The organism is Reyranella sp. GW821-FHT14A01 (genome assembly GCF_058803965.1).
The window spans coordinates 256426-281828 of the sequence record NZ_JBXAPM010000006.1 but is presented as its reverse complement, the minus strand read 5'-3'; the positions used below and the strand labels follow the sequence as shown (position 1 = coordinate 281828).

Annotated in this window: 21 protein-coding genes, 1 other RNA gene and 1 pseudogene; 21 read left to right on the top strand and 2 right to left on the bottom strand. The window is 68.1% G+C overall.

The features are described from left to right. From AC1ROX_RS12645 to bcsS, 3 genes are all read left to right on the top strand, one after another. The gene (locus tag AC1ROX_RS12645) at positions 1-591 is read left to right on the top strand and encodes an invasion associated locus B family protein (protein ID WP_493125973.1); all 591 of its coding nucleotides are present in this window, start codon (positions 1-3) and stop codon (positions 589-591) included. A gap of 232 nt (positions 592-823) precedes the next feature. After that, positions 824-3067 carry a glycosyltransferase family 2 protein gene (locus AC1ROX_RS12640; RefSeq protein ID WP_493125971.1) on the top strand — a complete coding sequence of 748 codons (2244 nt, stop codon included), beginning with the start codon at positions 824-826 and terminating at the stop codon, positions 3065-3067. Between the two features lie 30 nt (positions 3068-3097). Next, a complete protein-coding gene (gene bcsS / locus AC1ROX_RS12635) occupies positions 3098-3820 on the top strand; it encodes a cellulose biosynthesis protein BcsS (protein ID WP_493125969.1) in 723 nt (240 codons plus the stop codon). Positions 3821-3840: 20 nt separating this feature from the next. On the opposite strand, the gene AC1ROX_RS12630 is transcribed toward bcsS, so the two are convergent. After that, complete coding sequence (locus tag AC1ROX_RS12630) at positions 3841-4599, bottom strand: alpha/beta hydrolase family protein (RefSeq protein WP_493125967.1); 759 nt, start codon at positions 4597-4599, stop codon at positions 3841-3843. 94 nt (positions 4600-4693) lie between these two features. After that, positions 4694-7150: pseudogene (uvrB, locus tag AC1ROX_RS12625) on the bottom strand (excinuclease ABC subunit UvrB); the annotation flags it as partial. On the opposite strand from uvrB, the gene AC1ROX_RS12620 reads away from it, so the two are divergent. The 18 genes from AC1ROX_RS12620 (at position 7040) to AC1ROX_RS12535 (ending at position 25376) form a co-directional block, all read left to right on the top strand. Next, a complete protein-coding gene (locus AC1ROX_RS12620) occupies positions 7040-7678 on the top strand; it encodes a sulfite exporter TauE/SafE family protein (RefSeq protein WP_493125965.1) in 639 nt (212 codons plus the stop codon). The pseudogene uvrB and the gene AC1ROX_RS12620 sit on opposite strands and share 111 nt — an antisense overlap. A gap of 38 nt (positions 7679-7716) precedes the next feature. Continuing rightward, the gene (locus AC1ROX_RS12615; RefSeq protein ID WP_493126153.1) at positions 7717-8388 is read left to right on the top strand and encodes a TerB family tellurite resistance protein; all 672 of its coding nucleotides are present in this window, start codon (positions 7717-7719) and stop codon (positions 8386-8388) included. Between the two features lie 2 nt (positions 8389-8390). Beyond that, positions 8391-9080 (top strand): N-acetylmuramoyl-L-alanine amidase, encoded by a 690-nt coding sequence (locus AC1ROX_RS12610; protein ID WP_493125963.1) that lies wholly within the window; start codon positions 8391-8393, stop codon positions 9078-9080. A gap of 12 nt (positions 9081-9092) precedes the next feature. Next, positions 9093-9494: RNase P RNA component class A (gene rnpB, locus AC1ROX_RS12605), an RNA gene on the top strand. A gap of 214 nt (positions 9495-9708) precedes the next feature. Further along, positions 9709-10188, top strand: a complete 480-nt coding sequence (locus AC1ROX_RS12600; RefSeq protein ID WP_493125961.1) for a division/cell wall cluster transcriptional repressor MraZ — start codon at positions 9709-9711, stop codon at positions 10186-10188. Then, positions 10185-11147 carry a 16S rRNA (cytosine(1402)-N(4))-methyltransferase RsmH gene (rsmH, locus tag AC1ROX_RS12595; RefSeq protein ID WP_493125959.1) on the top strand — a complete coding sequence of 321 codons (963 nt, stop codon included), beginning with the start codon at positions 10185-10187 and terminating at the stop codon, positions 11145-11147. The genes AC1ROX_RS12600 and rsmH overlap by 4 nt, the downstream gene beginning before the upstream one ends. Beyond that, positions 11144-11698 carry a cell division protein FtsL gene (gene ftsL / locus AC1ROX_RS12590; RefSeq protein WP_493125957.1) on the top strand — a complete coding sequence of 185 codons (555 nt, stop codon included), beginning with the start codon at positions 11144-11146 and terminating at the stop codon, positions 11696-11698. Before rsmH ends, ftsL begins: the two co-directional genes overlap by 4 nt. Beyond that, entirely contained in the window at positions 11695-13560 is a 1866-nt protein-coding gene (locus AC1ROX_RS12585) for a peptidoglycan D,D-transpeptidase FtsI family protein (RefSeq protein ID WP_493125955.1), read from the top strand. The genes ftsL and AC1ROX_RS12585 overlap by 4 nt, the downstream gene beginning before the upstream one ends. A gap of 4 nt (positions 13561-13564) precedes the next feature. After that, positions 13565-15034: a UDP-N-acetylmuramoyl-L-alanyl-D-glutamate--2,6-diaminopimelate ligase gene (locus tag AC1ROX_RS12580; protein ID WP_493125953.1), complete on the top strand. Its 1470-nt coding sequence runs from the start codon at positions 13565-13567 to the stop codon at positions 15032-15034. Then, positions 15031-16437 (top strand): UDP-N-acetylmuramoyl-tripeptide--D-alanyl-D-alanine ligase, encoded by a 1407-nt coding sequence (locus tag AC1ROX_RS12575; protein ID WP_493125951.1) that lies wholly within the window; start codon positions 15031-15033, stop codon positions 16435-16437. Before AC1ROX_RS12580 ends, AC1ROX_RS12575 begins: the two co-directional genes overlap by 4 nt. Before the next feature lies 1 nt (position 16438). Then, the gene (gene mraY, locus AC1ROX_RS12570; protein ID WP_493125949.1) at positions 16439-17530 is read left to right on the top strand and encodes a phospho-N-acetylmuramoyl-pentapeptide-transferase; all 1092 of its coding nucleotides are present in this window, start codon (positions 16439-16441) and stop codon (positions 17528-17530) included. A 4-nt stretch (positions 17531-17534) separates the two neighbouring features. After that, positions 17535-18923, top strand: a complete 1389-nt coding sequence (gene murD, locus AC1ROX_RS12565; RefSeq protein WP_493125947.1) for a UDP-N-acetylmuramoyl-L-alanine--D-glutamate ligase — start codon at positions 17535-17537, stop codon at positions 18921-18923. Further along, positions 18920-20047 carry an FtsW/RodA/SpoVE family cell cycle protein gene (locus AC1ROX_RS12560; RefSeq protein ID WP_493125945.1) on the top strand — a complete coding sequence of 376 codons (1128 nt, stop codon included), beginning with the start codon at positions 18920-18922 and terminating at the stop codon, positions 20045-20047. The genes murD and AC1ROX_RS12560 overlap by 4 nt, the downstream gene beginning before the upstream one ends. Continuing rightward, entirely contained in the window at positions 20047-21171 is a 1125-nt protein-coding gene (murG, locus tag AC1ROX_RS12555) for an undecaprenyldiphospho-muramoylpentapeptide beta-N-acetylglucosaminyltransferase (RefSeq protein ID WP_493125943.1), read from the top strand. Before AC1ROX_RS12560 ends, murG begins: the two co-directional genes overlap by 1 nt. After that, a complete protein-coding gene (gene murC, locus AC1ROX_RS12550; protein WP_493125941.1) occupies positions 21168-22643 on the top strand; it encodes a UDP-N-acetylmuramate--L-alanine ligase in 1476 nt (491 codons plus the stop codon). The genes murG and murC overlap by 4 nt, the downstream gene beginning before the upstream one ends. Further along, complete coding sequence (gene murB, locus AC1ROX_RS12545) at positions 22643-23572, top strand: UDP-N-acetylmuramate dehydrogenase (RefSeq protein WP_493126151.1); 930 nt, start codon at positions 22643-22645, stop codon at positions 23570-23572. The genes murC and murB overlap by 1 nt, the downstream gene beginning before the upstream one ends. Further along, positions 23569-24498, top strand: coding sequence for a D-alanine--D-alanine ligase (locus tag AC1ROX_RS12540; RefSeq protein WP_493125939.1), 930 nt, complete (start codon positions 23569-23571; stop codon positions 24496-24498). The genes murB and AC1ROX_RS12540 overlap by 4 nt, the downstream gene beginning before the upstream one ends. After that, positions 24495-25376 (top strand): cell division protein FtsQ/DivIB, encoded by an 882-nt coding sequence (locus tag AC1ROX_RS12535; protein WP_493125937.1) that lies wholly within the window; start codon positions 24495-24497, stop codon positions 25374-25376. Before AC1ROX_RS12540 ends, AC1ROX_RS12535 begins: the two co-directional genes overlap by 4 nt. The last annotated feature ends 27 nt before the right edge of the window (positions 25377-25403 follow it).

The window sequence follows — 25403 nt, the reverse complement described above, 5'->3', positions numbered from 1 at the left end:
ATGGGACGGTTGGGGACTGTACTGGGAATCTGCTGCCTGATCGTCTGGTCGACAGCCGCCGGCGCCCAGACCGCTCCCAAAGCCAGTCCGCCCCCTCCCGCGACCCCGGCTCCTGCAGCGCCATCGGCCGTACCCGATCGCACGACGGCGAGCTTCGGCGATTGGACATTGCGATGCGAACGCCGCGTCGACCTGGCACCAGTCCAGCGCCTGTGCGAGGTCGCGCAGACCGTCCAGAGGGCGGGCGAGAGCGGGGTGCAGGCGCAGATTGCGCTGGGGCGCATCCTGCCCGGAGAGCCGCTGCGGGTGACGGTGATCCTGCCGGTCAACGCGACCTTCCAGCCCCCGGCCAAGCTGGTCGTCGATGGCCGTGACGGGCTCACCCTGGAACTCGGCTGGCTGCGCTGCCTTCCGAGCGGGTGCGTCTGCAATGCCGTCGTCTCCGACGAGGTGCTGCGCAAGCTGCGCCTGCAGACCGAGCCCGGACGGATCGAGTATCGCGACGGTACCGGGCGTGAGGCTGCGGTGCCGATCTCGTTCAGGGGACTGAACGAGGCATTCGAGGCCTATCTCCGCGAGACCGCCCGCTAGCCCTCCCGCCGGTCGCGTGCCCTGCGGCGCGCTGAAGCGGACACAGCCGTTCGCCCGGCGCGCATAGTCATGAGCCTTTGCGCAAACAACATGGCGCGCCCGCGGCCCGGAAGCCTGCATTACCTTCCGCAGCGTTCGCGATCAGATGCACCATCCCCACCTCCGATCCAGAGACGCAGGACGCCCGAGACGATGGCTCGGCCGGAACCAGAGTGGCTCGAGAAGGCCGTTCTTGCGGGAAACGGGGGCCGAGGGGATACGGCCGGCTGCCGAGGCCCGTATCGACCAGGACAGGCGGACCGAGCGGGTCAGACGCTTCATCGTCGCCGCCTTCGTCCTCGCGGGTATCGTCTATCTCGGCTGGCGGACGACCGCATTCAACCCTGAAGCGCCGTTGGTCTCGGCGATCTTCTTCGCCACCGAGCTGCTCGGCTTCCTGGCCTCCCTGGTCGTCTTCTTCGTTGCCCTGACTCCGCTGCAGCGCGTTTCCCGGCCCGCGCCCCCGGGCCTCTCGGTCGACGTGTTCGTGACCACGCTCGACGAAGACGTACGTGTAGTGCGTCGGGCGCTGCTGGCGGCGGTCCGCATCCAATATCCGCACCTCACCTGGTTGCTCGATGACGGCGATCGTCCCGAATTGTGTCGACTGGCCGCCGAGTTCGGCTGTCGCTATCTGGCGCGCGGCTCGAACGCCGGCGCCAAGGCGGGCAACATCAACCATGGCCTGGCCTTTTCGGCCGGCGAGTTCGTCGTGCTCCTGGATGCCGACCATTGCGCGCAGCCGAACTTCCTCGACCGCCTGCTCGGCTATTTCGACGATCCGGACGTCGCCTTCGTCCAGACGCCACAGGATTACTACAACACCGGCTCGTTCCAGCATGCGTTCGACCGTTCGTCGCGATCGATCTGGCATGAGCAGAGCAGCTTCCATCATGTGCTCCAGCCGGGCCGCGACCACCACGGCGCGACGACCTTGTGCGGCTGTTCGTGCATTCTGCGCCGCGCCCATCTCGATCGCATCGGCGGCTTTCCCGAAAAGACCGTCACCGAGGACATGCATGCCGCCGTCCGGCTGCAGAAGCTCGGCCTGAAATCGGTCTTCCACGACGAGCCGCTGGCCTTCGGCGTCGCGCCGCCGGACTTCCGCGGTTTCCTGCGCCAGCGGCTGCGGTGGGGCGAGGGCAACATGCAGGTCTGCCGCATCGAGGGCGTCCCGTTCTGCCGTTCGCTAAGCTTCGGCCAGAACGTCTGCTACATGCTGCTGGCGCTCGCCTATGCCGACGCCTGGCGGAAGCTCGTCCTCTACGTCGCGCCGCCGCTCACGCTTCTGTTCGAAGTGCCGCCGGTCTACGGGCAGCCCATCCATTTCTTCGCGTTCTTCCTGCCGTACTTTCTGCTCGGAACGCTGGCCTATTCCGAATCCTTCCGCGGATTCAGCCATCTCTTTCTCACCGAGACCTTCGACATGGCGCGCCTCGGGTCGAGCCTCGCCGCGACCTGGGGTCTGTTTCGGCGGCGCATTCGCTTCCGCGTGAGTTCCAAGAAGCTCGTCGGGCGGCTTTCGCCCCTCCTGAGCCTGCCGCAGGTGCTGATTGGAACCTTGTGTTTGACCGCCGTCATGGTCACTGCCTTGCGCTGGACCGACGTCTTCCAGGGCCATCGCGAGATGGTGACGCCGGTCTGGATCGAGGTGGCATTGCTGCTTCTCTGCCTGCTGCATCTCGCCTCTGCTTCCCTCGTGTTGAAGCTCGCCATCCGCTCGGCAGCGATGGACGAGATCAATTTCGCCCATTCGGTGGCGTTGCCGGTCCGGGTCGCCGACGGCCTGCTTCCCGGACCATGGCTGCTGACCCGGTCGATCTCGATCGACGGCGCGACGACGACCGCCCTGACGGCGCATGCCGGGGAGGTCCGGCAGGTCGAGTTGCTGCTTCCCGATGGGGTGCTCCACCTGGAGGCGCGATGCATTGCCGATACATCGGGTGCTCTTCGCCTCGACTTTCAGTGGCCCGATGCGGCGGCGCGCGACCGGCTCGACCAGGCCTTGCATGCCGGGCGATGGCATCGCGGGCTGGCGGGGCGGAGCGAAGTCGGCAGGACCTTCCTGGAATGGCTGGGTCTGCTGCGCGCTCCCGTCGAGCACATGCCGATGGCGCGGCGCCCTTGGCAGCCCGTCGTCCTGCGGGAGCGTGACGGCACGCCCTGCCTCGGCTACCTGCGCGTCCAGCCGGGCAGGGATCGAGCTGAACTGATCCATTTCGCCGGCAATCTCCCGATCCACGCAGGGATCGAAGCCTGGTCCTTCATCGAAGGAAGCATGCGCCTCGCCATGAGCGGACTGTCGACGGCGCCGATGCTGGACGAGGGCGCACTCGATCCGCTCGGCGCGATGCGAGTTGGGGTGCGCATCGAGCGGCCCGTCACGGACTCCGTCCGTCCACCGGCGATGGCGCCCGCAGCCATCGCCGCCGGGTAGGGCGCAATGTCGGTTCGAAGGAGAGCGGTGATGATGAACAGGACACTCGTCTTGGCGACGATCTGCCTTCTGGCCGGCCTGCGGCCCGCCGGCGCCGCGGACCCAGTACTCGACACCTTCGCCGGTGTCTCCGCGCAGCCCTATTCGGTCTACGGCTACGCGGGCGGCGTTGCCGCGATGAACGGCAATCTCGCGGTCGACGGGGTCCTCGCGCGACTGGCCGGCGGGGTCGGCGGCTATTCCTACCAGATCGTCCCCGGCATCCGTCAGAGCGTCAGCCAGCAACAGGCCGACGCGCTGATCGGCTACCAATTCTACGTCGATGGAGCACGTCTCTCGGCCTATGCCGGACTGGAGATGCAGAACCACGAGAATGCCGATCCCGCCGCCGTCGTCCGTGGCGCGCAGCTCGGTGCCAAGGGACAGGTCGAGATCTACGCGCCGATCGGCCAGAAGATGTTCGGTTTCGCGCTCGGCACGCTGTCGAGCAACTACACGAGCTTCTTCACCATGGCGAAGGTGGGCTATCGCATCACCGACTGGCTCTCGTTCGGCCCGGAAGGAATGGCGCAGGGCAATTCGCAATACAATCAGGCAAGCGTCGGCGGCGCGTTCGGCTTCGCCCTCGGCACGACCGAGTTCTACCTGTCCGGGGGCTATCTGTGGGACCTGCGCTCCCAGGGCGGCGGCGGTCCGAGCGGACCGGGCAGCAGTGGCCTCTACGGCCGCGCAGGATTGAGCAAGCGCTTCTGACGCCGGAGTTCGATAGCGATCTACTTGAGGCCGGCGAGGAAACTCTCGATCAGCGGTCCCCAGACGGAATTGCCGTTGCCTGCGCTCGCAAGACCATGTCCGTCGCGGCCGTTGGGCCCGACCGGACGGAAGGTCGCCTTGCCGCCGGCCTTGTCGTAGGCCTCGGCCATCCGCTTGGCGAGTGCAGGCTCGAAGAAGCTGTCGTTCTCGGCGTAGATCCAGAGCATGGGCACGCGGGCCGTCGCGCCATACTTGGTGGCTGCCTCGACAAGCGCTGACGGCATGCAGTTGCCGATACCGCCGCCGGAGAGCTTCTGGTGTCCGCCGCGGCCGCCGGCGAAATTGATCATGCCTGCCACGCCGGCCGGATTGCGGCTCGATAGCGCGACCGTCGCCCAGCCGCCGGCGGACTGGCCGACGACGATGGTGCGGTCGGCGGCGACGTAAGCCTGCGTGCGCATGAAGTCGATGGTGGCCTGGATATCGGCGGCGCCCTGCAGACCGGCGTTGAGATAGTCCGGCGCATCGCAGCGACCGTAATTCTCGGCCCAGCTGCCGGCCGTCTCGCCGTAGCCGCGACGCAACGGCAGGACGACGACATAGCCGTGCGACAGGAACCACGACGACAGTGCGGTGTAGCGCGGCCGTTCCATCTTGGGACGCTGCGAGCTGTCGGCGGGCGAGCCGTGATTGATGACGACGAGCGGCTGGCGCGTCTCCCCGGGCGGACGCATCACCGTGGCGACCAAGGTCGACCCTCCGGGGCCGGGGATTCGCACGACCTCCTCACGGCCCTGTGCCGCCAGCGGTCCGTTCCAGATAAAAAAGAGGAGAAGAAAGGCGAGTGGGCGGAAATGGATCACTCGCCTCATGTTAGCGACCGCTGCGCCGCGCCGGCTTGCCGCGTCCGCCCGAACCGGTGCGCACGCCGCGGAAGACTCGCGAATGCTGCATCTTGCCGAGATGGACGCCGACATTGGCGCTCGCGGCCTGGCCCGGCAGTTCGAGCTCGTGCGCCTCGAGGCGGCGGATCTCGTCGCGCAGGCGGCCTGCTTCCTCGAATTCGAGGTCGGCGGCCGCGGCGCGCATGCGCTTCTCGAGCTCGGCGATATGGGTGCGCAGATTGTGCCCGACGAGATGCACGTCGCCCGACACGCCGGTGTCGACCGTGTAATGGTCGCGCTCGGCGGTCGATTGCAGGATCTCGGCGATGTTGCGCTTCACCGAGGCCGGCGTGATGCCGTGCTCCTCGTTGTAGGCGGTCTGCTTGGCGCGGCGGCGGTCGGTCTCGGCCATGGCGTACTTGATCGAGTCCGTCATCTTGTCGGCATAGAGGATGACGCGGCCCTCGACGTTGCGCGCGGCGCGGCCGATCGTCTGCACCAGCGAGGTCGGCGAGCGCAGGAAGCCTTCCTTGTCGGCGTCGAGGATGGCCACGAGCGCGCATTCGGGAATGTCGAGGCCCTCGCGCAAGAGGTTGATGCCGACCAGCACGTCGAAGGCGCCGAGCCTGAGGTCGCGGATGATCTCGATGCGCTCCAGCGTGTCGATGTCGGAATGCAGGTAGCGGCAGCGGATGCCGGCCTCGTGCATGTACTCGACCAGGTCCTCGGCCATGCGCTTGGTCAGCACGGTGACCAGCACGCGCTGGCCCTTCTTCGCGCAGTCCTTGCACTCGGCGATCAGGTCGTCGACCTGCTTCTCGACGGGCCGGATCAGGACCGTCGGATCGATCAGGCCGGTCGGGCGGATCACCTGCTCGATGAAGATGCCCTGCGTGCGTTCCATCTCCCAGTCGCCGGGCGTGGCGCTGACATAGGTCGTCTGCGGGCGCAGTGCGTCCCATTCCTCGAATTTCAGCGGCCGGTTGTCGATCGCCGAGGGCAGGCGGAAACCGAACTCGGCCAGCACGCTCTTGCGATTGAAGTCGCCGCGGAACATGCCGCCGATCTGCGGCACGGTGACGTGGCTCTCGTCGCAGATCAGCAGCGAGTTCTGGGGGAAGTATTCGAACAGGGTCGGCGGCGGCTCACCCGCCTTGCGGCCGGTGAGATAGCGTGAATAGTTCTCGATGCCGGCGCAGGCCCCGGTCGTCTCCATCATCTCGATGTCGAACAGGGTGCGCTGCTCGAGCCGCTGCGCTTCGAGCAGGCGGCCGGCGCGGTTGAACTCCTCCAGCCTCTGCTTCAGGTCGGCCTTTATCTGGTCGATCGCCTTCTGCATCGTCGGCTTTGGCGTCACATAGTGGCTGTTGGCATAGACGATGATGTCGTTCAGCGAGATCGTCTTGTCGCCGGTCAGCGGATCGAACTCGGTGATCGATTCGATCTCATCGCCGAACATCTCGAAGCGCCAGGCCTTGTCCTCGTAGTGCGCCGGGAACAGGTCGATCGTGTCGCCGCGCACCCGGAAGGTGCCACGCTGGAAGGCGTTGTCGTTGCGCTTGTACTGCTGTTCGACGAAGCGGCGGAGCAGGGTGGTGCGGTCGATCTTCTGGCCCTTGTGCAGGCGGAAGGTCATCTTCTGGTAATTCTCCAGCGGACCGATGCCGTAGATGCAGGAGACCGAGGCCACGATGATCACGTCGTCGCGCTCCATCAGCGCTCGCGTCGCGGAGTGGCGCATGCGGTCGATCTGCTCGTTGATCGACGAATCCTTCTCGATGAAGGTGTCGGTGCGCGGCACATAGGCTTCGGGCTGGTAGTAGTCGTAATACGACACGAAATATTCGACGGCGTTCTCGGGGAAGAACCCCTTCATCTCGGCATAGAGCTGCGCCGCCAGCGTCTTGTTGGGCGCCATCACCAGCGCCGGCCTTCCCTGGCTGGCGATGACATTGGCCATCGTGAAGGTCTTGCCCGAGCCGGTGACGCCCAGCAGCACCTGGTCGCGCTCGCCGCCCTCGACGCCGGAGATCAGCTGCTTGATCGCCGCGGGCTGGTCGCCGGCCGGCGTATAGTCCGACACGAGCTTGAAAGGCTTCGGCGTGATGCCTTCGAGCTCCGGCCGCCGCTGGATGTACGGCATCAGGAGCGGGATGGTCGGAACCGCAAGATTCTTTGAGGGCATGACCTGCATTATATGATGCTGGGAGGACGCTCCGGCAATGCTAGCGTCCCGCCCGCGATGCCGGACCTGTTGAGCTTTCCTTTCCTTATTTCTGCCCTCGTTGCCTGCATTGCAGGCATGGTGCGCGGGTTTGCCGGTTTCGGCGCCGCCATGCTGATGACCCCGATATTCTCGGCCCTCTACGGGCCCGCGATCGGCGTCGCGCTCTGCCTGCTGCTGGAGATTGCCGTGGCGCTGCCGCTGGTGCCCCGCGTCCTGCCCCTGGTCGACTGGCGGCGCATCGGCCTGCTGTTGCTGGCGGCCACCATCGCGGTACCGCTCGGCACCCACACACTCCTCCTCGTCGAGCCCGAGCCGATGCGGTGGGCGATCTCGCTCATCGTGTTGAGCGCCGTCCTTCTGCTGGCCAGCGGCTGGCGCTTTTCGGGGCGGCCGAACGTGATGACGACGCTGGCGGCCGGTGGGACCAGCGGCTTCCTGAACGGGCTCTCGGGCATGGCGGGCCCGCCGATCGCTTTCTATTACCTCGCCGGCACCGATCCGGCGGCGCGGGTGCGGGCCAATCTCACGACCTATTTCGTGTTCGTCGACGTGGTGGCGCTGACGTCGTTTGCGTCGCGCGACCTGATCGGCTGGAACACCGGCGTGCAGGCCCTGTTTCTTGCGCCGGCCATCATGCTGGGCGGTATTTTGGGCGAGCGTCTGTTTCCGCTGGCCAGCGAGACCTTCTATCGCCGCCTCGCGCTCGCCCTGCTGGTCGGCGTCGCGATCGGCTCGTTGATGCTATAAGGCGCGATATGAGGATCTGGGATAGAATCGTGGAGGGCATGAACGGGCTCGGCATCGCCGGGCTGCTCGGCCTGTCCTCGCCGCCGGCCGACGATGGCGGCCATCCCGGCCTGCGCCAGATCGGCTTCACGATCGGCGTCATCGCACTCGGCGCCAAGATGGCGCGGGTCGATGGCGAGGTCTCGGAGGCCGAGAGGGCGGCGTTTCGCGACTTCTTCCAGGTGCCGCCGGGCGAGGAGGCGAACGTCGAACGCTTCTTCGATCTGGCCAAGCGCGATGCCGGCGGCTTCGAGACTTATGCAAGACAGGTCGCGGCGCTGTTTCCCGATGCGCCTGAAATCCTCGAGAATGTGATCGAGGGCCTGTTCAGCATCGCGCAGGCCGACGGCAAGATCGATGCGGCGGAAGCCGACTATCTCGCCAAGGTCGCGAGCATCTTCGGCTTGCCCAGTTCGCGTTTCGAACGCGCAAAGGCCGCGGCGCTGGGCGCGGTCGAGTGCGAGCCCTGCACCGTGCTGGGCATCGATCCGCTGGCGACCGACGAGCAGATCCGCGAGGCCTGGCTGCGGCAGGTCCGCGCCAACCATCCTGACAAGCTCATGGCACAGGGCCTGCCGGAAGAGGCGATCGCCGTGGCCAACCGCAAGCTCGCGCTGATCAACGACGCCTATGACCGGCTGCGCAAGCAGCGCGGCCTCGTGCCGGCCTGAGCGTGAACTTCGTCGACCTGCCGTCGCCCAATTATGCGCCGCGACCGGACGGTGCGATCGTCGACATCCTCGTGCTGCACTACACCGAGCTTCCTTTGCAGGAATCGCTCGACATCCTGCGCGACGGTGCGCGCGAACTCCGCGTCAGCTCGCACTATGTGCTGGACCTCGACGGCACAGCCTATCGCCTCGTGCCCGAGGATCGCACCGCGTGGCATGCCGGCAAATCGTGGTGGCGCGGTCGTGAGGCGTTGAACGGCACGTCGATCGGCATCGAGATCGTGAATCTGCATGGCGATCGTCACGATTATCCGGCGCCGCAGATCGAGGCGCTGATCGAGCTGTGCCACGAGATCGTCGCTCGGCATCCCGCGATCGAGCCGCGCAACGTCGTCGGCCATTCCGACATCGCGCCCCAGCGCAAGATCGATCCCGGACGTCGCTTCCCGTGGAGGGCGCTGGCGGATCGCGGAATCGGCTTGTGGCCGAAGGCCGGCACGCGGCCGCTCGACGGCGACTTCCACAAGGCGCTGCAGCGCTTCGGCTACGCGCCGCCCATCGCGGTGCCGCCGAAGGAGATCGTGAAGGCCTTCCAGCGCCATTACCGGCCGGCGCAGGTCGACGGCATGGTCGATCCCGAGACGCGATCATTGCTGGCCGGCCTGCTTGACCCGCTGGCGCGGGCGGCCTAGTCAGGCGACGGGTCAGACGGCCGGATGGCTGCACTTGGACGGGCAACCGGACGGGTGAGGAAAGTCCGGGCTCCACGGAGACACGGTGCCGGATAACGTCCGGCGGGGGCGACCCCAGGGAAAGTGCCACAGAAAACAGACCGCCTGCCTGGTTCGCCAGGACGGTAAGGGTGAAACGGTGGAGTAAGAGCCCACCGCGCGACCGGTAACGGAAGCGGCATGGCAAACCCCACCGGGAGCAAGACCAAATAGGGGTGACACGCCGGGCAACCGGCAGCGGTGTTTCCGCGTCGTCGCCCGGGTCGGTCGCGCGAGGCGTTCGGTAACGGGCGTCCCAGAGGAATGGCCATCCATCGCCGCCTGCTTTGATTTCGGCGGCGAGGACAGAACCCGGCTTACAGGCCGTCTGACCCTTTCGATTCCGCCCACCGAGTCGTGACTACAATCCCTTGCGTTTGCACGGTGCAGGCGCACAATAGATGTTGTGTCTAAGTCTTTCAGATTCCTTGTGGATTCTTATTGTTGATAATTGCATCCCGGACTTTCCCATGATATCCCATTGTATCCCGTGTAACAGACAACGCAGGGGCGTGGGGCACCTGCAGCGGGTCTAGAGGGGAGATGGGCCGTGGCATTCCGGTCCGAGATCCTGATCAAGATGGATAAGAAAGGCCGGGTTCTGTTGCCCGCGGCTTTTCGCGACGAGCTGCCCGCGGACGATCGCGGCGCGTTCGTGCTCTATCATTCCCCCACCATCGCCGGCCTCGTGAACGGCAACTCCCGCGCCGGCTTCGATGCCATGCTGGACCGCCTGCGCACCGAAGCGCTGGGCCCCAAGGGTTCGCTGAAGGTCGCCCTCGACGACGAGGCGTTCGATCCGGCGGGTTACCTGTCGGCCGGCGCCCGCACGATCTCGATGGAGCCGGACGGCCGTTTCACGATGCCGGCGGAATTCGTCCAGGCGCTCGATGCGACCGACGGCGTCATGCTGGTCGGAAAGGTCGACAAGTTCCAGCTCTGGAATCCGGCCCGTTGGCAGGCGCGCCGCGACGCCGAGCGCGAGAAGATGGCGGCGTTCGTGCGCGGCCTTGGCGGAGGCGACGCGTGAGCGGCGCTCGCCACATCCCGGTGATGGCGCGCGAGGTCGTCGATGCGCTGCAGCCGCGCGACGGCGGCCGCTATCTCGACGGCACCTTCGGCGCCGGCGGTTACACGACCGCCATGCTCGATCGCGCCGATTGCCAGGTCATCGCCATCGACCGCGATCCCGATGCCATCGCCGCAGGCCAGGCGCTGGCCGAGCGCTATGCGCCGCGCCTGCGCCTGATCGAAGGCCGCTTCGGCGACATGGCCGAGCTTTTGTCTGCCGAGGGTGTGGACGATGTTGACGGCGTGACGCTCGATCTCGGCGTCTCGTCGATGCAGTTCGACCAGGCCGATCGCGGCTTCTCCTTCCGCGCTTCCGGTCCGCTCGACATGCGCATGGAGAAGAGCGGCCACTCGGCGGCCGATCTCGTAAACGAAACAAACGAAACGGAGTTGGCCGACATCATCTGGCGCTACGGCGAGGAGCGCCGCAGCCGCCGCGTCGCGCGCAGCATCGTCGAGACACGCCGCACCAAGCGCATCGAGAGCACGGGCGAGCTGGCCGAGATCGTGCGCCGCGCGGTCGGTCCGCAGGGAAGGGACGAGAGCGATCCCGCGACGCGTACTTTCCAGGCGCTGCGCATCGCCGTGAACGACGAGCTGGGCGAACTCGAGCGTGGTCTTGCCGCCGCCGAGAAGGTGCTGGCACAGGGCGGCCGGCTGGCCGTCGTGTCGTTCCATTCGCTGGAAGACCGCGTCGTGAAGGACTTCGTCCGCGCCCGCGCCGGTCGCACGCCGGGCCCGTCGCGCCATGCGCCGCCGGGCGCCGGCTCGCGGACGGCGACGCTGCGCGACCTCACGCGCAAGCCGGTGCTGCCGTCCGACGAGGAAGTCGCGGGCAACCCGCGCGCCCGTTCGGCCCGTCTGCGTGTCGCCGAGAAGCTTGGGGCCGAAAAGCTCGGAGCTGGAGGTGGCGCATGATCCACCGCGGACTCCTGTTCTGGTCGGTTGCCGCCGTTGCCACGGCCGTGGGCCTGTTCACCGTGAAGTACAAGGTGCAGGACCTCGAGGAGCGCATCGACCGCACCAACCAGAAGATCATCGAGAGCCAGCAGGCCACGCACATCCTGCGGGTCGAATGGGCTCACCTGAACGAATCCGAGCGCATCGAAGCGCTCGCGCAGAAGCATCTCAAGCTCGAGTCGGCGTCCATCAAGCAGGTCGTCCGGCTCGATCAGCTCAAACCCGAATCTGTCCCCCCGCGGCGCGATCCACCACCTCCTTCCCCCCCACGAACGGGCAACGACGTCCCCTCGTCGACTTTGCCCGGTGGTGGTGGCCGCGTCGCAGCGGAGGCCGGCAGCCCCTCGCCGGCCTCCGCACCCCTTTCAAAGCGTACATCCGGACCCACGACGCCCCCTCGACCGGCCTCGATACAAGAGCCGGCAACAGCGGGTCCGGTTGGCGACGGCCAGAGCGCCGCTGTCTCCATCGATGACATCCTCTCGAGAAAAGAAGAGGGTTCGCGGTGAAGCTGTGGCGCAAATCTGCCTCGCCCGAACCGGCCGCCGCGGTAAACGCGGCGGCCGGCGCGCGTTACGCCTCGCCCCAGGACCGCCTGAAGGGTGATGCACAGGAGACGGCCCGCCAGCGCCTGGTGATCGCCTCGGTGATCTTCGGGATCGCCTTCACCGCGGTCGGCCTGCGCATGGGCTACGTGTCGCTGCTGCGCGACGGCGCCGAGCCGACGCAGAGGGTCGCCGCCCGCGGCGGCTCGATCCAGTCCGAACGCGCCGACATCGTCGACCGCAACGGCGCTGTCCTGGCGACGTCGGTCCCTGTCATGTCGGCCTTCGTCAATCCGCACCTGCTGATCGATCCGCAGGAAGCCGCGCGCAAGATCGTGACGGCGCTGCCGGACCTCAAGTACGACGACGTGCGCGAGAAGCTGGAAGGCGACAGGACCTTCGTCTGGATCAAGCGCGGCTTGAGCCCGCGCGAGCACGACCGCGTCAATCGCCTCGGCATCCCGGGCCTCGAGTTCCAGGCCGAGGAGCGGCGCATCTATCCGCAGGGCACGGCGGCGGCGCACATACTGGGCTATGCCAGCGTCGACAATTCCGGCCTCGCCGGCGTCGAGCGCTTCTTCGACCAGCAGCTCCAGAGCGGCGAGACCCTGCAGCTCTCGATCGACCTCCGCCTGCAGCGCATCGTCGAGCGCGAGATCGCGCGCGCCGTCCAGAAGTTCTCGGCGATCGGCGCCACCGCGATCGTCATGGACGTGACCAACGGCGAGGTCCTCGCCATGGCGTCGCTGCCGACCTACAACCCCAACAGCACCCGGACGCTGACCAACGAGGCGCTGTTCAACCGCGCAACCCTGGGCGTCTACGAGCAGGGCTCGACCTTCAAGATCTTCAACACGGCGATGGCGCTGGATTCGGGCAAGGCCTCGATGACCAGCGTCTTCGACGCGACGTCGCCGATCAAGATCGACCGCTTCACCATCAACGACGACCACGCCCAGCGCCGGCCGCTGTCGATCCCGGAGATCTTCAAGTTCTCGTCCAACATCGGTTCGGCCAAGATGGCGGTCGAGGTCATGGGACCGGAGGGCCAGCGCGCCTTCTTCGACAAGATCGGCTTCCTGAAGCCGCTCTCGACGCAGCTGCCGGAAGTCGCCGCGCCGCTGTGGCCGAAGCACTGGATGAAGATCAACACCATGACCATCGCCTTCGGTCACGGCATCTCGGTGACGCCGCTGCACCTCGCGATGGGCTCGGCGGCGATGATCAACGGCGGCATCCTCTACCAGCCCTCGCTGGTGAAGCGTAACGCCGCCAGCGACAAGGGCCGCCGCGTCATCCAGCAGAAGACCTCGGTCAACATGCGCCAGCTCCTGCGGCTGAATGCGGTCGAGGGCACGGGCAAGAATGCCAACGTCGTGGGCTACGAGGTCGGCGGCAAGACCGGCACGGCCGAGAAGCCCGGCCGCGGCGGCTACCGCCAGAAGTCGCTGATCAGCTCCTTCGTCGGCGCGTTCCCGATGAACGATCCGAAGTTCGTCATCATCGTCTCGCTCGACGAGCCGAAGGGCCTTCCCGAAACCGGCGGCTATGCGACGGCCGGCTGGGTGGCGGCGCCTTCGGTCAAGCTCATCATCGAACAGATGGTGTCGCTCTATGGCATCCTGCCGGGCGACCTGAAGGAGGGCCTGCCGCCGATCGAGATCGCCTCGACGCCGGTGCCGCCGCCGGTCGCGCCGCCGCAACTCGTGCCGGCCAGCGTGCGCCGCTCACCAGGCGATCATCGCAAGGCCCTGCCGGTCCGGCCGGCGCCCGGCCAGACGGCCTCGGCGCCCGGTCCGGGAGTACGCCGCGTTGCGTCTGAGTGAGCTCATGCGCCGGAGCGCCGACGCAACCGCGACCTCTTCCGCGCTGCCGCGCGATCCCCTTCTCGCCGGCCTGACGCTCGACTCGCGCAAGGTCCAGCCGGGTTATCTCTTCGCCGCCCTGTCGGGCAGCCATCAGGACGGCGCGAGCTTCGTGGCCGATGCCGTGAAGCGCGGTGCGGTGGCGATCCTGGCCGCGCCTGATGCCGCGCTGCCGCCGCTCGATCCCGGCATCGTCGTCTTGCGCGACGTCAATCCGCGGCGGCGCGTGGCGCTGATGGCCTCGGCTTTCGCCGGTCTGCAGCCTGCCACCATCGCCGCCGTCACCGGCACCAACGGCAAGTCCTCGACGGTGCACTTCGTGCGCCAGATCTGGGAACGGATGGGGCTCAAGGCGGCGAGCGTCGGCACCCTGGGCATCGTCTCGCCTGGTCTCGTGCGCGACGGCGGCCTCACGACGCCCGATCCGGTGCAGCTTCACGAGGACCTCGCGACCCTGGCGCGCGAGGGCGTGTCGCATCTCGCCATCGAGGCGTCGAGCCACGGCATCGACCAGCACCGGCTCGACGGGCTGCATCTCGCGGCGGCGGTCTTCACCAACCTGACGCACGAGCATCTCGACTATCACCGGTCGATGGACGCCTACTTCGCGGCCAAGGCGCGCCTGTTCGAGGGGCTGTTGCCACCGGGCGGCACGGCGGTCGTCAATGCCGACAGCAACCGGGCCGAAGCGCTTGCCGCGATCTGCCGGCAGCGCGGCATCCGCTTCTGGACCTATGGCGCGAAGGGTGCCGAGTTTCGCCTGCTTGCCGACGATCCGACGCCGACCGGACAGCACCTCGTGCTGGACGTCATGGGCGCGCGCCATGAGATCGAGCTGCCGCTGGTCGGCGGCTTCCAGGCGTCGAACGCTCTGGCTGCGCTCGGCCTCGTCGTCGCCACCGGCGGCGATCCGGCGCGTGCCGTCGAAGCGCTGGCCCATCTGACGGGCGCGCCCGGCCGGCTGCAGCTCGTGGCCCGCCATCGTTCGGGCGCTGCCGTCTATGTCGACTATGCCCACAAGCCCGAGGCGCTGGAGACGGTGCTGCGCACCTTGCGGCCCTTTGCGCGCGGCAAGCTGGTCGTCGTGTTCGGCTGCGGCGGCGATCGCGATCGCGGCAAGCGCCCGGTGATGGGCGAGATCGCGACGCGCCTGGCTGACCTGACGATCGTCACCGACGACAATCCGCGCAGCGAGGAGCCGGCCGCGATCCGTGCCGAGATCGTGCGCGGCATCGCCGATGACCGCCGCAACTGGATCGAGATCGCCAACGGCCGCCATTCCGCCATCGCCGCCGGCATGGAGGCGCTGTCGAGCGCCGACGACCTGCTGCTGATCGCCGGCAAGGGGCATGAGACCGGCCAGACGATCAAGGGCGTCACCCATCATTTCGACGATGCCGAGGAGGCACGCGCACTGGCCGGAGGCGGGGCGTGAGCGCGCTGTGGACCTCCGACGAGGTGCAGGCAGCCCTCACGGCCGCGTCGATCACCGCGCCGTTCGAGGCCGAGGGCGTGACCTTCGACAGCCGCGCCGTCGGCAAGGGCGATCTCTTCTTTGCGCTGAGCGGCGAGACGACCGACGGTCACGGCTTCGTCGCCGACGCCCTGTCGCGCGGCGCGGCAGCGGCCGTCGTGTCGCGCAACGTCGAAGGTGCCCGGGGCACGCTGGTCCGCGTTCCCGACACGATGAAGGCGCTGGTCGACCTGGGCCGCGCCGCCCGCCGGCGCAGCCCGGCGCGCATCGCCAGCGTCACCGGTTCGGTCGGCAAGACCAGCACCAAGGACGCGCTGCGCGCGATGCTGTCGGCACAGGCGCCGACCTCGGCCAGCGTGGCGAGCTACAACAACCATGTCGGCGTGCCGATCAGCCTCGCGCGCTTGCCGCGCGACGCGCGCTACGGCGTGTTCGAGATCGGCATGAACCATCCCGGCGAGATTGAGCCGCTGGCGCGCCAGGCCGAGGCACATGTCGGTATCGTCACCAATGTCGGGCCGGTCCATATCGGCCACATGGGCAGCGAGGAAGCGGTCGCCGACGAGAAGGGCTGCCTGTTCGCCGGCATGGCGGAAGGCGCAGTGGCCGTGCTCAATCGCGACAGCCACCACTATGAACGCCTCGTCGGAAAAGCCCGTCATTTCGGCGTTTCCCGCGTCGTCGGCTTCGGTCGCAGCGAGGCTGCAGACGCGCGTCTTGTCTCCTGCAACCTGCACGATTCCGGTAGTGATGTTGCAGCCTTGCTCCACGGTCGCCGGATCGAGTATCGGCTTGGCGCGGCCGGCGAACACTGGGTGCTGAACAGCATCGGCGCGCTGGCTGTTATCGAGGCGCTGGGTGCGGACGTGGTGAAGGCGGCGGCGACGCTCATCGACGTGAAGGCGTCGCCGGGCCGAGGCGCGCGCCGGATGCTGAAGTTCGGCGGCGGTACGATCGAGCTGCTGGACGAGAGCTACAACGGCAACCCGGTCTCGGTGCGGGCCATGCTGGCGGTCCTGGCGCGGACCGAGCCGCAGGCGGGCGGACGCCGGGTGCTGGCGCTGGGCGACATGCGGGAGCTGGGCGAGGGCGCGGATGCCTACCATGCGGATCTCGCCGATGCGGTGGCCGCGAGCGGTGCGGCGCAGGTCTTCCTGTGCGGCCCGCACATGCAGGCGCTGTGGCAGCGTCTGTCGCCGGCGCAGCGGGGCGTGCACCGGGCGGATTCAGCTGCGCTGGCGGGCGATGTCGCCGCCGCGCTCAAGGCAGGAGATGTGGTCGCGGTGAAGGGTTCGCTGGGTTCAAAAATGAAGATCGTCGTGGACGCCATCCTGGCGGCCAGCGGCGGCGAGGCGGGACGCTAAGATGTTCTACAATTTCCTCTATCCGCTGGCGGACCTGTTCACGCCGTTCAACATCTTCCGTTATCTGACGTTCCGCTCGATCGCGGCTTTCCTGACGGCGCTGGTGCTGAGCTTCCTGATCGGCGGCGCGCTGATCCGCTGGCTGCGCAGCAAGCAGAAGCAGGGACAGCCGATCCGCGACGACGGTCCGGCCAGTCACCTGATGACCAAGAAGGGCACGCCGACGATGGGCGGCCTGCTGATCCTCATCACCCTGTCGACCGCGACCCTGCTGTGGGCCGACCTCACCAACCGCTATGTCTGGATCGTGCTGGGCGTCACCCTGGCTTTCGGCGCGGTCGGCCTGTGGGACGACTTCCTCAAGGTCACCAAGCGCAATCCCAAGGGCGTGCCGGGCAAGGTCAAGCTGGCGCTCACGGTCGTGGCCTCCGGCATCGCGGTCTACCTGATCGCTCAGGCGTCGCCGGCGCCGCTGCGCTACCAACTCGCCGTGCCGTTCCTCAAGGACCTGCTGATCCCGCTCGGCGTCGTGGGCTTCGTCGCGTTCGGCGTGCTGGTGATCGCGGGCACCTCGAATGCCGTCAACCTGACCGACGGCCTCGACGGTCTCGCCATCGGCCCGGTCATCATGGCCTCGGCGGTGTTCGGCCTGATCGCCTACGTGGTCGGCAACACGATCCTCACCAACTACCTCTATCTCCACCACGTGCCGCGCTCGGGCGAACTGGCGGTGCTGCTGTCGGCCCTCGTCGGCGCCGGCCTCGGCTTCCTATGGTTCAACGCGCCGCCTGCCATGGTGTTCATGGGCGACACCGGCTCGCTCGCCATCGGCGGTGCGCTGGGCGCGGTTGCCGTGGTCACCAAGCACGAGATCGTGCTGTCGATCGTGGGCGGCCTGTTCGTCCTCGAGACGGTCTCGGTGATCGTGCAGGTCCTGTCCTACAAATGGACCGGCAAGCGGGTCTTCCGCATGGCGCCGCTGCACCATCATTTCGAGCAGAAGGGCTGGGCCGAGCCCACCATCGTCTTCCGCTTCTGGATCATCGCCGCCATCCTGGCGATGGCCGGCCTCGCCACCCTGAAGCTGAGGTAAGCGGATGATCGATCTCGCCGTCCTCAAGGGTTCGTCGTTCGTCGTGCTGGGGCTCGCTCGCTCCGGCCTGGCGACCGTGCGCGCCCTGCGGGCGGCCGGGATCGAGTGCGTCGCCTGGGACGACAATTCGGCGTCGCGTGACGCGGCGGCGCAACTCGGCGCCCGGATCGCCGATCCGGTGACGATCGACTGGTCGGGCATCACGGCGCTGGTGATCAGCCCGGGCATTCCCAGCACCTTGCCGGTGCCGCATCCCGTGGCGGTCGCCGCGCGCGCCGCCGGCAAGCCGATCATCTGCGATGTCGAGCTGCTGGCCCGGGCGCAGCCCGAGGCGCAGTTCGTCGCCATCACCGGCACCAACGGCAAGTCGACGACGACGGCGCTGATCGGCCATATCCTCCAGCAGGCCGGCGCGCGCTGCGAAGTCGGCGGCAATATCGGCCGCGGTGCGCTCGATCTCGAACCGCTCGGCAAAGGCGGCCTCTACGTGCTGGAGCTTTCCTCCTACCAGCTCGAGCTGCTGCAGACCTTCCGCGCCGACATCGCGGTCTGGCTCAACATCACGCCGGATCATATCGACCGGCATGGCGACATCGCGGGCTATGTGGCCGCCAAGAAGCACATCTTCGACCGCCAGCGCGCCGGCGACTGCGTCGTGATCGGCACCGAGGACGAGCCGTCGCGCGAAGTCGCGCATGAGATGGCGGCGCGGTCCGGCATCGCCTGCGTGCCGGTGGCGCTCGATCGCCCCGTCGCCAACGGCATCTCCTACCGCGCCGGCATGCTGGTCGATGCCGACGGCTACACGGTCGACTTCTCCGACGTGCTGACCCTGCCGGGTGACCACAATGCGCAGAACGCGGCCTGCGCCTGGGCCGTCTGCCGCTGGCTCGACGTGCCGCGCGAGACGATCGTCGCCGGCATGCGCACCTATCCCGGCCTGCCGCACCGCCAGGAGAGGGTCGCCGCCGTCGGCACCGTCGTCTACATCAACGACAGCAAGGCCACGAACGCCGACGCCACGGCGCGGGCGTTGTCGAGCTACGACGACATCTACTGGATCCTTGGCGGCCAGGCGAAGGAGGGTGGCGTGGCGCCGCTCGCCACCTACTTCGACCGCATCCGCCATGCCTTCCTGATCGGCGAGGCGACCGAGCTGTTCGCCGGCCAGCTCGACGGCAAGCTGCCCTACAGCCGCTGCGGCGACCTGCAGTCGGCGCTGGATGCGGCGCATGCGCTGGCGCAGCGCGAAGCCGCCGGTCCGGCCGTGGTGCTGCTGTCGCCGGCGTGCGCCTCGTGGGACCAGTGGAAGAGTTACGAGCATCGGGGGGATGCGTTCCGCGCCATGGCGCGGGCGCTGCCGGGCGCCGAGGTTTTGGGGAGGGCGGCTTGATCCAGGTTCCGCGCGACGATCGCAGTGTGATCGGTCAATGGTGGTGGACCGTCGACCGCTGGTCGCTGGGCGCGATCCTGGCGATCATGGCCTTCGGCGTCATGCTGACCCTGGCGGCATCGCCGCCGGCGGCCGAGCGCATCGGCGCCGACTCCTTCCTCTTCGCCAAGCGCCAGTTCCTGTTCCTGCCGCTGGCGCTCCTCGTCATGCTGGCGATCTCGCTCGCCTCGCCGCGGCACGTGAGGCGCCTGGCATTGCTTGTCTTCTGCGGCAGCATCCTGCTGCTGGCCGCGACCTTCGTGATCGGCATCGAAATCAAGGGCGCGCGGCGCTGGATTGCCGTGCCGGGCCTGTCGAGCGTGCAGCCGTCGGAGTTCGTGAAGCCGAGCCTCGCCGTGATCTCGGCCTGGCTGCTGGCGCAGAGCCGCACCGAACGGCGGGCGCCGGGCTATCTCCTGTCGACCGTTCTGGTCGGCGGCGTGCTGGCGCTGCTGGTGATGCAGCCCGACCTCGGCATGAGCGTCGTCGTCGCTGCCGTCTGGGGCGTCCAGCTCTTCGTCGTCGGCCTGCCGATGTGGGTCGCGGGTTTCGCCGCGATCGCCGGCGTGAGCGGCCTGGTCGGCGCCTACTTCCTCTTCAGCCACGTGCGCAGCCGCTTCGACCGCTTCCTCGATCCGTCGTCGGGCGACAACTACCAGGTCAACACCTCGCTCGAGGCCTTCATGAACGGCTCGCTGTTCGGCCGCGGGCCGGGCGAGGGCACGGTGAAGGCGCAGCTTCCCGACGCGCATACCGACTTCGTCATGGCCGTAGCCGGCGAGGAGTTCGGCCTCGTCGTCTGCCTCATGATCCTCGCTCTGTTCGCCTTCGTGACCCTGCGTTCGATGTCGCGCGCCTCGAAGGAGACCAGCCTGTTCATCACCCTGGCGGCCAGCGGTCTCGCCGTTCAGTTCGGCCTGCAGGCCGCGATCAACATGGCCTCGACCATCCAGCTCATCCCCGCCAAGGGCATGACCCTGCCGTTCATCTCCTATGGCGGCTCGTCCGCCCTGGCGATGGCGATCTGCGTCGGCATGATGCTGTCGCTGACGCGCGAGCATGCCGGCCTGAGGGAGGCTGTCTGATGGCGAATGTGCGCCCTGTGGTCTTGGCGACCGGCGGCACCGGCGGGCACGTGTTCCCCGCCGAGGCACTGGCCGGCGAGCTCGAGGCGCGTGGCGTGCCCTTCACCCTGGTGACCGATTCACGCGGCCGGCAATGGCAGGGCGCGCTGTCGCGCCGGCCGATCCACTATATCCGCTCGGCAAGCCCGACCGGTTCGCCGGCCAGGAAGGTGAAGGCGCTGTTCTCGCTGGCGCTCGGCCTGTTCGACGCCTGGCGGGCACTGGGCCGCATCGGCCCGTCGGCGGTGGTGGGCTTCGGCGGCTACGCCTCGGTGCCGACCATGATCGCCGCCCGCCTGCGCGGGCTGCCGGCGATGCTTCACGAACAGAATGCCGTGCTGGGGCGTGCCAACCGTCTCGTGCTCGGCGGCGCCGGTCGCGTCGCCACTTCGTTCGCCCAGACCCGCTATCTCGACGGCGATTCACGCGCGCAGCTCGTGGGCAATCCCGTGCGCGAGGCCGTGCGGGAGCTGCGGGACCTGCCCTATCGCGCGCCGGCCGAGGGGCGGGTGATCGATCTGCTGGTCTTCGGCGGCAGCCAGGGCGCGGCCTCGTTCGGCGAAGTCATCCCGCAGGCCGTTCTCTCGCTTCCGCAGGCGGTGCGGTCACGGCTGCGCATCGTGCAGCAGTGTCGGCCCGAAAGCATCGACCGGGTGCGCACCAGCTACGTCAAGGCGGGCGTGGTTGCCGAGATGGCGCCGTTCTTCGCCGACCTGCCGCGCCGCATGGCCGCCGCCCATCTCGTGATCGGCCGCTCCGGCGCCTCGACGGTCGCCGAGCTGGCCACCATCGGCCGGCCGTCGATCCTGGTGCCCTATCCCTACGCCGCCGACGACCACCAGACCGCCAATGCGCGTGCCTTCGAGGCGACGGGCGCCTGCATCGTGCTGCCGCATGCGTCGTTCACGGTCGATGCCCTGGCCGGCCATCTGACGGCGCTGATCGAACAGCCCGAGCGCCTGGCCGCAATGGCGGCAGCGGCGCATGCGGCCGGACGTCCCGACGCCGCCGCACGGCTGGCCGACGTCGTCGGCGACATGATCTCTCTTCCTCTCTCGCCTTCCGTTTCAGGAGTCGCCGCATGAGGGCGCTGCCGCTCGATCTCGGTCTCATCCACTTCGTCGGCATCGGCGGCATCGGCATGTCGGGCATCGCCGAGGTGCTGCACAATCTCGGCTACAAGGTGCAGGGCAGTGACGTCGCCGAGAGCGCCAATACCCGCCGCATCGCCGAGCTCGGCATGAAGGTGATGATCGGCCATCGCGCCGAGAATGTCGGCAACGCCCAGGTCCTGGTCGTGTCGAGCGCGGTCAAGAAGGACAATCCCGAGGTGCTGGCGGCCCGCACCCGCCACGTGCCGGTCGTGCGCCGCGCCGAGATGCTGGGCGAGCTGATGCGCCTCAAATGGTCGATCGCCGTCGGCGGCACGCACGGCAAGACGACCACCACCTCGCTGGTCGCCTCGATGCTCGATGCCGGCGGCCTCGATCCGACGGTCATCAACGGCGGCATCATCAACGCCTACGGCACCAACGCCCGCCTGGGCGCGGGCGACTGGATGGTCGTCGAATCCGACGAATCCGACGGCTCGTTCCTGCGCCTGCCGGCCACCATTGCCGTGGTGACCAACGTCGATCCCGAGCATCTCGACCATTACGGCACCTTCGACGCGCTGCGCGACGCCTTCGTGCGCTTCGTCGAGAACATTCCCTTCTACGGCTTCGCCGTGCTCTGCTCCGACCATCCCGAGGTCCAGGCGCTGATCCCGCGCATCGCCGATCGCCGCATCATCACCTATGGCATCGGCGCCAATGCCGACGTGCGCGCCCTCAACCTGAAGCTGGATCGCGGCGGCGCCGACTTCGACGTCATGGTCGAGAACCGCGCTACCAACGAATCGCGCATCATCACCGGCATGCGCCTGCCGATGTTCGGCCAGCACAATGTGCAGAACGCGCTGGCGGCCATCGCCGTGGCGCAGGAGATGGGCCTGCCCGACGACACGATTCGTCGCGCGCTCACGTCGTTCGGCGGCGTGAAGCGGCGGTTCACCAAGACCGGCGAGGCGCACGGCATCACGGTGATCGACGATTACGGCCATCATCCTGTCGAGATCGCCGTCACCTTGCGCGCCGCCCGCCAGGCCTATGGCGGCTCGGGCCGGGTCATCGCCGTCATGCAGCCGCATCGCTACTCGCGCCTCGGCGCGCTGCGCGCCGAGTTCGCCACCTGCTTCTCCGACGCCGATGCCGTGATCATCGCCGACGTCTATGCCGCCGGCGAGGCGCCGATCGAGGGCGTCAATCGCGACATGCTGGTGGGTCTGGTGCAGCGCGCCGGCCATCGCGACGTGGCGCCGCTCGGCGGACCGGGCGAGTTGCCGGAGATGATCTGGGACATGGCGCGCCCGGGCGACGTCGTGGTCTGCCTCGGCGCCGGCAACATCACCGCCTGGGCACATGCGCTGCCCGGCCAGATCCAGCAGCTTGCGGCCGAGAAGGCCGGCCCGCGCGCCATCGCCAACGACTCCGGCTCCCACAGCGGATCGGCGGCATGATGGCTCTCGCGACCTCGACTCCCCACCTGATCGACCGGCTGCCCCGGCCGCGCGGACGGCTGACTGCCGATGCGCCGCTCGGCCCGCAGACCTGGTTCCGCGCGGGTGGTCCGGCCGAGGTCCTGTTCCGGCCGGCCGATGTCGAGGATCTCGCTTCTTTCATGGCTGCACTTCCGTCGGACGTGCCGGTCACGGTGCTGGGCGTCGGCTCCAATATCCTGGTGCGCGACGGCGGCGTGAAGGGCGTGGTGATCCGCCTGCTGCGCGGTTTCACCGGCATTGCGGTCGAAGGACATGAGGTCGTGGCCGGTGCGGGCGCTCCCGATCTCAACGTCGCGCTGACGGCGCGCGATCATGCGCTGGCCGGTCTCGAGTTCCTGAGCGGCATTCCCGGCACGATCGGCGGCGCGCTGCGCATGAATGCCGGCGCCTATGAAGGCGACCTGGCGCAGGTCCTCGTCTCCGCCGAAGCCGTCGATCGCGCGGGCAAGGTCCATGCGGTTGCGACCGCCGCGATGGGCTTCAGCTATCGTCACAGCGAGGCGCCGGGCGACTGGATCTTCACCTCGGCGCGCCTGCGCGCGACGCCGGGGGACCAACTCGCCATCGCCCGCCGCATCGCCGAGATCGACGCCGCCCGCACCGACTCCCAGCCGCGCAGCCGGACCGGCGGCTCGACCTTCGTCAATCCGCCGGGTCACAAGGCCTGGCAGCTGGTCGACAAGGCCGGCTGCCGCGGCCTGCGAATCGGCGAGGCCCAGGTTTCCGAGAAGCACTGCAACTTCCTGATCAACCTCGGCGAGGCCACGGCGACCGACATCGAGGCGCTGGGCGAGGAAGTGCGCCGCCGCGTGCTGGAAAAGACCGGCGTGCAGCTCGAATGGGAGATCCGGCGCATCGGCGAACCGGCGGGGAGAGCAGGGCAATGAAGCGCGTTGCAGTCCTGATGGGCGGCTGGTCGCCTGAGCGTGAAGTCTCCCTGGTGAGCGGCAAGGCCTGCGCCGAGGGTTTGCGCGAAGGCGGGCACGAGGTCGTCGAGTACGACGTGAAGCGCGACCTGCGCGCGCTGGTCGATTTCCTGCGCCCCGCCAATGGTGGCGGGCCGGACGTGGTGTTCAACGCATTGCACGGCCGCTACGGCGAGGATGGCTGCATCCAGGGCGTCCTCGAGATCATGCGCGTGCCCTATACGCATTCCGGCGTGCTGGCCTCGGCCATCGCCATGGACAAGCCGATGGCGCGCCACGTCTTCACGTCCCTGGGCCTCAGAGTGGCCGACGGCAAGGTGATCGAGCGCCGCTCGCTGGCCTCGGGCGATCCGATGGCCCGGCCCTATGTCGTGAAGCCGATCGACCAGGGATCGAGCGTCGGCGTCCATATCGTGCGCGACGGCGACAATCTGGCGGCCGTCGAGGCGGCCGAGGCGGCGTTCGGCGAACGCGTGCTGGTCGAGAAGTTCGTGCCGGGCCGCGAGCTCACGGTGGCCGTGATGGACGACCATGCCGTCGCCGTCACCGAGCTGCGGCCGCGCACGCGCTTCTACGATTACGAGGCCAAGTACACCGACGGCATCACCGAGCATCTGGTGCCGGCGCCGGTGCCCGAGGATGTCTATGAACTCGCCCGCCAGTGGGCCCTGATGGCGCACGAGGCGCTGGGCTGCAACGGGCTGAGCCGGGCCGACTTCCGCTGGGACGACACGCAGCCCGGCACGTCGGGCCTGGTCATCCTCGAACTCAATACCCAGCCCGGCATGACGCCGCTGTCGCTGGCGCCGGAGCAGGCCAAGTGGGCCGGCATCTCTTGGTCCGAGCTCATGACCTGGATGGTCGAGCACGCGAGGCAGCCCTCGTGAGCGCCGCGAAGAAGACAGCCACGCCCAAGGCCGGCGCCGCGCCGCGCCGCGACTACGACCGGCGCAAGAAGCGTGGACCGGTCCGCAAGACCGGCCGTCCGTTCTGGAAGCAGCCGGTGCTGCTGGGTGCCATCGTCCTGCTGTTGGGCTGCGGCGGCGGAGGCGGCTGGTGGGCCTGGCGCGAGGGCTGGCTGGTCGAGGCGCAGAACCAGTTGGACTCGATCTCGCGCACGGTCGTGGGCGCCATCACGCCGTTCAAGCTGGCCGACGTCACCGTCGAGGGCCGCGACTATGTCGAGCGCGCCGATCTTCTGGCGGCGCTGAACGTCAGCCGCGGCGACTCGCTGCTCGGCATCGACCTGCAGGCTTCCCGCAAGCGACTCGAAGCCATCGACTGGGTCGAATGGGCGACGGTCGAGCGCCGCCTGCCGGACACGCTCTATGTCACGATGAAGGAACGCCGCGCCGTCGCGATCTGGCAAAACGGCAACGAATACACGCTGATCGATGCCAACGGCCGCACGGTGCGGGCGAGCCGCATGCCGCCCGGCGCCGAGAAGCTCCTGCTGCTGGGCGGCACCGGCGCCCCGGACCATGTCGGCGACCTGCTGCTGCTGCTCACCTATGAGCCGACGGTTGCGCAGCAGCTGCGCTCCGCCGTCTGGGTCGGGCAGCGCCGCTGGAATCTGATCCTGAACAACGGCGTCGAGATCTGGCTGCCGGAGGAGGACGCCGTCGCGGCCCTCCAGCATCTCGCCAAGCTCGATGGGCAGCACAAGCTGCTGTCGCGTGAATTCGGCGTCGTCGATCTGCGACTGCCCGATAAACTTTATCTCAGAAAGCGCAATCCAGGCGACGCGACGCCGGGGCCAGCGTAGAATCGACTAACTCGCGAGTGTACGCGT